Origin of the sequence: Amycolatopsis kentuckyensis (assembly GCF_002155975.1) — a bacterium.
GTDB lineage: Bacteria > Actinomycetota > Actinomycetes > Mycobacteriales > Pseudonocardiaceae > Amycolatopsis > Amycolatopsis kentuckyensis.
The window spans coordinates 36464-43469 of the sequence record NZ_MUMI01000328.1; the positions used below are offsets into that span (position 1 = coordinate 36464).

Sequence of the window (7006 nt, forward strand, 5' to 3'; positions counted from 1 at the left end):
TGTGGCGGCGCACACATTCGGCGGCTTCCGCTGTCATCTCGTCACAGAGATGGGCGAACACGACTACTGCGCGTTGACGCCCTGCCGAGGGGTCCTTAGCGTGGCGCGCACCCCGCCACCACCCAGCAAGGGATCCCCGATGGCCAGTCCCACCACCGAACAGCCCGAGCCCGGGCAGGTCGGCCGCCGCCGCTTCCTGACCTACCTCGTCGCCGCGCCCACGCTCACCGTCGCCACCAAGCTCACCGCCGACGCGGTCGCCCCGGCCCGCGCCGACGCCGTCGTCCCGACCCTGCCGCAGCCGGCGGAGATCCTCGACCTCGGCGACGTCCTGACGCTGTCGTGCGCGCCGACCGCCGGGATGCTCGTGCTCGAACTGACGTCCGACGGCCGGGCGCGGCTGCAGCTGCCGCGCGCCGAGGTCGGCCAGGGCATCACGACGGCGACCGCGATGCTCGTCGCCGAAGAGCTGGACCTGCCGCTCGACCGCGTCGACGTCGTGCTCTCCGACGCCCGCACCGAGCTGCTGTTCAACCAGCTCACCGGCGGGTCCAACACGATGCGCTCGCTCTACGACCCGGTCCGCGCCACCGCGGCGGCCGCGCGCGCCCGGATGGTCGCCGCGGCCGGGGCGCAGTGGGGGACCGACGCTTCGCGACTGTCCACACGCGACGGTGCGGTGTGGGCGCCCGACGGGCGCAGCGCCTCCTACGGCACCCTCGCCGGGCCGGCGTCGCGCACGGACCTGACCACCGGGGCCATCGCGCCGAAGGCCGAGTCGGCGCACACGCTCGTGGGGACGCCGACCTCGCGCACGGACGCCCGCGCGATGGTCACCGGGAAGCAGGTCTACACGCTCGACCTCGACGTCCCCGGCGCCAACCCGGTGATGGTGCGCCGGCCGCCGACCATCAACGGCACGGTGCGGAAGGTCAACAACGAGGCCGCCGTCCGCGCCATGCCCGGGATCATCGACATCGCGGTCGTGCCGACCGGTGTCGCGGTGATGGCCGAGACGTTCGGCCAGGCCCTCGACGGCAAGAACGCCCTCGACGTCACCTGGGGCCCGGGCACCGTCGACGGCGAGGACAACGAGACGATCAAGAAGAAGCTGCGGGCCGCGGCGCTGCCGTTCGTGGTGCCGCCGCTGCTGACCCAGTACGTCGACGGCGAGTTCGACTTCGCCTTCGCGAGCCACGCGCCGATGGAGTCGAACTCCGCGGTCGCCGACGTCCGCGAGGACAGCGCGACGATCTGGGCCGGGCTGAAGTCGCCGATCGTGGCGAAGCAGACCATCGCGCAGGAGCTGGGGCTGCCGGAGAACAAGGTCACCGTGCACGTCCAGCAGGGCGGCGGGTCCTTCGGGCGGCGGCTGTTCTTCGACGCCGCCCTCGAAGCCGCGCACATCTCGAAGGCGATGAAGAAGCCCGTCCGGCTGATGTGGAGCCGCATCGACGACATGCGCCACGGCCGGGCGCGCGCGGCCAGCTACCACCGGATCCGCGCGACCTTCGCGCTCGGGCAGGTGCTGACGTTCGAGCACCGCGTCGCGAGCGTCGAAACCGACTGGAGCCACGGCCTCGGCGAGATCCTCACCGCATTCGCGGCGAAGCTGCCCGTCGGCGGCAACCTGAGCTTCGCGCAGACGGTGTTCCTGCTGACCGTGAAGTCGCCGTACAACTTCGGCGTCACCACGCAGCTGCTCAACGAGGTCCCGCTGAAGTTCCACACCTCGGCGTGGCGGTCGGTCTACTCGGCGAACACCCGGGGCGCCGAGGAGATCATGGTCGACGAGATCGCGAAGAAGCTGGGGAAGGACCCGGTGCAGTTCCGCCGCGAGTTCATCAAGGAAGAACGTCAGCGCGCGGTGCTCGACAAGGTCGCCGAGCTCGGCGAGTGGGGCAAGAAGATGCCGGCCGGGTTCGCGCAGGGGATCGCGGTGCACGGCGAGTACAAGTCCTACACCGCCTGCCTGGTCGAGCTGGACGCGCGCGATCCGAAGCACCCGCGCGTCACGAAGGCGACCATCGCGGTCGACGTCGGCAAGCCGGTGAACCCGCGCGGCATCCAGGCGCAGATGCTCGGCGGCCTGACCGACGCGATCTCCACGACGCTCACCGCGGGCCTGCACATCGACAAGGGCCTGCCGCTGGAGGGCAGCTACTCGCAGTTCCACTACGCGCGGCAGAAGAACTCGCCGACGGACGTCACCGTGCACGTCATGCCGGCGACCGGCGACGACATCGGCGGCGCGGGCGAGCTGGGCCTGCCGGCCCCGGTCGGCGCGATCGCCAACGCCTACGCCCGGGCCACCGGGATCAAGCCCCGCAGCTTCCCGATCACCTTCCCGGTCGACTTCGACCCGTTCCCGCGCTGAGGAGACCCATGCCGAACTACACCTTCGTGGTGAACGGGAAGACCGTCACCGTCGACGCGCCCGCCGACCTGCCGATGCTGTGGGCGCTGCGCGACAAGCTCAAGGTCCGCGGGCCGAAGTACGGCTGCGGCATCAACGTCTGCAAGGCCTGCACCAGCCACCTCGACGGTGAGGCGTTCAACCCCTGCGTCACGCCGGTGTCGGAGTGCGCCGGGCGCGAGGTCACCACGATCGAGGGCCTGGCCGACGGCGACGAGCTGCACCCGGTCCAGGAGGCCTGGCTTGAGCAGGACGTCGCCCAGTGCGGCTACTGCCAGCCCGGCCAGATCATGGCGGCGGTCGCGTTGCTGAAGAAGACGAAGAACCCGACGGACGCCGACATCGACGCCATCCAGAACGTCTGCCGCTGCGGCACCTACTTCCGGATCCGGGAGGCGATCAAGAGCGCGGCCGCCAAGATGGCCTGACGCGAATGCGGAGGTTCCACAAAAGAACCTCCGCATTCGCGGTTCCTGTAGCAAGTTCACCCGAACGTGGTGGCCTCGTTCGGGTTAGATGTCGGTCTCGGACCTCGACGAAGAGGCCGGGGACCGGAGGCCACCATGCACTACCAGGCGCTTCTGTCCGACGGGCTCGCCCCGCGTGTCGCCGTCCTCGCCACCGAGGTCGAGCGGAAACTGCCGGAACTCGTCGAGAGCACGGTGCGGCAGATCCGCGCCGAAATGCCGGTCTACGCCGACGCCCGGTTCGTCACGCACGCCGAGCTGCGGAATTCGGTGCGCGCCAACCTCGAGCACGTGATGCGCACGCTGCGCGGCTCGGACGTGCCCGACCTGTCCCAGGCCCGCGCGACCGGCCGGGCCCGGGCCCTGCAGGGCGCGCCGCTGCCGGAGCTGCTGCGGGCCTACCGGATCGGGCTCACCGAGGTCTGGCACCGGTTCGTCGAGCTGACCGCCGGTGCCGAGGACCTCGCCGGCCTGGTCGCCGCGACCACGGCGATCTGGGCGCTCATCGACGACCTCGCCGAAGCCCTCACCACGGCCTACCGCGACACGACGGCGGAAGTCATGGTGGCGCACCAGAACCGGCGCTCGGCGCTGGTGGAAGCGCTGTTCGCGGGCGGCGCCGCGACCGAGGGGACGCTCTGGGACATCGCCCGCGTGCTCGACCTGTCCCTGGACGGCACGTTCGTCGTCGTCGCGGCCGAAACCCCGCGGCTGGGCCACGAACCGCTCCCGCAGATCGAGGCCCGGTTGCGCGCGGCGCAGCACGCCTCGGCGTGGCGCCTCACCCCGGACCTGCAGGTGGGTGTGGTGTCCCTGCGCGACCCGGCCGCTTCGAAGGCGATCGTCGCCCTGGTCCGCGAGCACCCGGTGGGCCGGGTCGGGATGAGCCCGGTGTTCACCGGCCTCGGCAACACGGCCCGCGCGCTCCACCTGGCCCGGGTGGCGCTGTCGAGCATGACGCCGGGCACGCCGGGGCTGGTGCAGTTCACCGAGTCCCCGCTGGCCGGCCTGGTGGCCAGCGCCCCGGAGGCGTCGGTGCAGCTGGCCCACCACGTGCTCCAGCCGGTCCTGGACCTGCCGGGCGACGACCGCAACGTGCTGCTGCTGACGCTGCGCGCGTGGTTCGACTGCCAGGGGTCGACGAAGCTGACGTCGGAGCGGATGTTCTGCCACCCCAACACGATCCGCCACCGCCTGAAGCGCATCACGGAGGAACTGGGCCGCTCCCTGACGAACCCGGCGGACATCGCCGAGCTGGGCGCGGCCCTGCGGGCACTGAACCTGTTCCCGGACGCGACCCACCTGCCGGCACCGCGTTAGCCCTCGCCGGGCTGTTCCGGCTCATCCGCCCCGGAGCCGCGGTGGTGGCCTCCCGGGGCGCCGAAATTGTCGGTGCCTGCCGGTAGAGTGGAAAACGGGGGGCGCCCCCGCGGGCCGGCTCAGGTGTTCGCGCAGCCGCCGCACGACCGGGCGCAGGTCGTCCGCCAGGGCCGGTTCACGCGGCCAGCAGTTCCCGGGTGCGGGCCTGCTCCTCCGCCGAGCCGACCGGCATCACCAGCAGCTCCGTCGCCCCGGCGTCCGCGAGGGATTTCACCTGGCGCCGCACCGTTTCCTCGTCGCCGATGAGCGCGCTGTCCGACACGCGCTCGTGGCCCTCGCGGTCGAGGATCGCCCGGTACGCCGGGATGTTCGCCGCCCCGCCGTAGGTTTCCTCGACCCACCTGCGCCGCTCGTCCACTTCGGACGTCACGCAGACCAGCTGGCCGGAGACCACGCGGGACGGCCTGCCCAGCGCCGGCACCACGAACTCGCCGATCGCCCGCGGGCCCGCCCAGGTCGTGATCACGCCGTCGGCGAGCTCGCCGGCCAGGCGCGTCGACTGCGGGCTCACCGAGCCGATCAGCACCGCCGGCCGCTGCGCGCCGGGTGCGTTCACCGCGCCCGCGGCCGTCAGGGACTCGCCGTGGACGTCCGCCCTTTCCCCGCGCAGCAACGGGTGCAGCGCCTGGAGGTACTCGCTCAGGTGCCGGATCGGACGGTCGTAGGAGTAGCCGAACTCGCCTTCGACGATGAACCGGTGGCTCAGCCCGAGGCCGAGGTGGACGGGCACCCCGGCCGCCGCCTGGACCGTCAGCGCCTGCGCGGCCATCGTGATCGGGTGCCGCGAGTACGTCGGCACGACGCAGGTGCCCAGTTCGAGGCCGGGCGCGGCCGCGGCGAGCGCGGGCAGCGCCGTGAGCGCGTCCCAGCCGCCGCGCTGCGCCACCCAGAGCGTGCCGTAGCCGAGCTTCGCCGCTTCGCGGGCTTGGGCCGTCATGGTGTCGAAGCCGACGCCGAGTTCGTCGATCAGGATTCCGGTGCGCATGGGTCCTCCCCGTGGTCAGTACGCGCGTTCGAGCTGTTTGCGGTCGAGTGCGACGGCTTCGGTGAACAGCGCCAGCGCCCGTGGCGCCACGGCGCGCAGCTGCCTCGTCGACACGGCGAGCGGCTCGAAGGCGTGCGCGACGGTGTCGGCGATCAGGCCCGGCTCGGGCGGGGGAGTGCGGCCGAGGAAGCCGTGCAGCACGGCCTGGAAGGCGACGGCGAGTTCGCGGACCGGCCGGTCGGTGCGCAGCAGGTCGTTCGCGGCCAGCAGCTCGAGGTAGTCGACGAAGGCTTCCGCGTGCCGCGGGTCGAGCTTGCCGTGCAGCTTCGGCAGCAGCTTGCCGAGCGTGTCGGCGTCGTCGGCGTAGCCGGCCCGCAGCAGCGGGCGGCCCAGCACGTTGGCGTACTGGAGCTCGGTCAGCCGCGAAAGCCGCACGGCGAGGGGGTCCGCCGCGATCGCCGCGACGAGATCTTCGAGCGCCCGGACGGATTCGCGGAGCAGGACGCCGAGGAACAACTCCTCGCGGTTCTTCCAATGCAGGTAGACGGTGCCCTTGCCGACACCTGCCCGCTCGGCGACGTCCTCGACGGTCGTACGCCGGTAGCCGGCACGCAGGAGCAGCTCGGCGGCGGCGTCGAGGATGCGTTCGGCCCGTTCGGCCCGGTCTTCGGCAGGAGGCACGCTGGCATCGTATGACCAGATTTCTCATTTGGTCAAACGTCGGTGCTCTTCCAGGTGACCGGCGTCACCTCCTCGTGCTGTCACGGGTGTCCGGCTGCCGGTGTCCTGTGGGCAATCGCATGCAGTGCAGAGAATGGGGAAACACCATGAGCAAGGTCTGGTTCGTCACGGGTTCGTCGCGCGGCTTGGGGCGCTGCTTCGTCGAGGCCGCCCTCGGCCGGGGTGACCGGGTCGCCGCCACCGCGCGGTCCACCGAGAGCCTCGACGAACTCGTCGCCACCTACGGCGACGCGATCCTGCCCCTGGAGATGGACGTGACCGACAAGGCCGCCGTCTTCGAGAACGTGAAGCGGGCGGCCGAGCACTTCGGACGCCTCGACGTCGTCGTGAACAACGCCGGGTACGCGCAGATCGGCGCCATCGAAGAGCTGACCGAGGCCGAACTGCGCGCCCAGCTGGAGACCAACGTGTTCGGCCCGGTGTGGGTCATCCAGGCCGCCCTGCCCGTCCTGCGCGACCAGGGTGCCGGCCACTTCATCCAGCTGTCGTCGGCCGCGGGCCTCATCGCGATGCCGCTCGGCGGCGCGTACCAGGCGTCCCGGTGGGCGATCGAGGCGCTGAACGAAACCTTGGCCAAGGAGGTCGCCGGCTTCGGGGTGAAGGTGACGATCATCGAGCCGGGCGGCTACGCCACCCGCGACGGCAAGAACCCGGACCCCCTGGCCAACGGCCACGTCGCCGAGACCAGCCCGGTCTACGACGAGCTCCGCCGCCGCCTCGGCGAGGTGGCGGGCAAGCAGCCGGCCGGGGACCCGGTGGCGGCCGCCCAGGCCCTGCTCAAGGTCGTCGACGTCGCCAACCCGCCCCTGCGGGTGCTCTTCGGCAAGGGCTTCTACCCGATGATCCAGCAGGCCTACGCGGACCGGCTCGCGACCTGGGACGAGTGGCAGGACCTGTCGGCGGAGGCCCAGGGCATCGCCCCGGCCGAAAATGTCGGTGCCCACCGGTAGCGTGGAAAACGGGGGGCGCCCCCGCGGGCCGGGCTTGCGGCGACCGGGCCGGGCTTGCGGCGACCGG

6 protein-coding genes are annotated in these 7006 nt (G+C 71.9%); 4 read left to right on the forward strand and 2 right to left on the reverse strand.

All coding sequences use genetic code 11. From position 1 onward, the window contains the following. Positions 1–139 precede the first annotated feature (139 nt). The 3 genes from CCN39_RS29615 to CCN39_RS29625 all read left to right on the forward strand — a co-directional run bounded on the left by CCN39_RS29615 (position 140) and on the right by CCN39_RS29625 (position 4203). Entirely contained in the window at positions 140–2377 is a 2238-nt protein-coding gene (locus CCN39_RS29615; protein WP_086847503.1) for a xanthine dehydrogenase family protein molybdopterin-binding subunit, read from the forward strand. A gap of 8 nt (positions 2378–2385) precedes the next feature. Continuing rightward, complete coding sequence (locus tag CCN39_RS29620) at positions 2386–2844, forward strand: (2Fe-2S)-binding protein (RefSeq protein ID WP_003056009.1); 459 nt, start codon at positions 2386–2388, stop codon at positions 2842–2844. A 135-nt stretch (positions 2845–2979) separates the two neighbouring features. Continuing rightward, entirely contained in the window at positions 2980–4203 is a 1224-nt protein-coding gene (locus tag CCN39_RS29625) for a PucR family transcriptional regulator (RefSeq protein WP_086847505.1), read from the forward strand. A 175-nt stretch (positions 4204–4378) separates the two neighbouring features. Here the strand turns inward: CCN39_RS29625 and CCN39_RS29630 are convergent, their stop codons facing one another. Together CCN39_RS29630 and CCN39_RS29635 are read right to left on the reverse strand one after the other, a co-directional pair. Then, positions 4379–5248 carry a TIGR03564 family F420-dependent LLM class oxidoreductase gene (locus tag CCN39_RS29630; protein WP_086847506.1) on the reverse strand — a complete coding sequence of 290 codons (870 nt, stop codon included), beginning with the start codon at positions 5246–5248 and terminating at the stop codon, positions 4379–4381. Between the two features lie 15 nt (positions 5249–5263). Then, the gene (locus tag CCN39_RS29635; RefSeq protein ID WP_086847508.1) at positions 5264–5929 is read right to left on the reverse strand and encodes a TetR/AcrR family transcriptional regulator; all 666 of its coding nucleotides are present in this window, start codon (positions 5927–5929) and stop codon (positions 5264–5266) included. 146 nt (positions 5930–6075) lie between these two features. Here CCN39_RS29635 and CCN39_RS29640 point away from each other — a divergent pair, with 146 nt between their 5' ends. After that, a complete protein-coding gene (locus CCN39_RS29640) occupies positions 6076–6939 on the forward strand; it encodes an SDR family NAD(P)-dependent oxidoreductase (protein ID WP_086847510.1) in 864 nt (287 codons plus the stop codon). The last annotated feature ends 67 nt before the right edge of the window (positions 6940–7006 follow it).

Excerpts from the sequence above, each read along its gene's own strand:
- CCN39_RS29615 (WP_086847503.1), top strand. The coding sequence starts at position 140 with ATGGCCAGTCCCACCACCGAACAGCCCGAGCCCGGGCAGGTCGGCCGC.
- CCN39_RS29620 (WP_003056009.1), top strand. The coding sequence starts at position 2,386 with ATGCCGAACTACACCTTCGTGGTGAACGGGAAGACCGTCACCGTCGAC.
- CCN39_RS29625 (WP_086847505.1), top strand. The coding sequence starts at position 2,980 with ATGCACTACCAGGCGCTTCTGTCCGACGGGCTCGCCCCGCGTGTCGCC.
- CCN39_RS29630 (WP_086847506.1), bottom strand. The coding sequence starts at position 5,248 with ATGCGCACCGGAATCCTGATCGACGAACTCGGCGTCGGCTTCGACACC.
- CCN39_RS29640 (WP_086847510.1), top strand. The coding sequence starts at position 6,076 with ATGAGCAAGGTCTGGTTCGTCACGGGTTCGTCGCGCGGCTTGGGGCGC.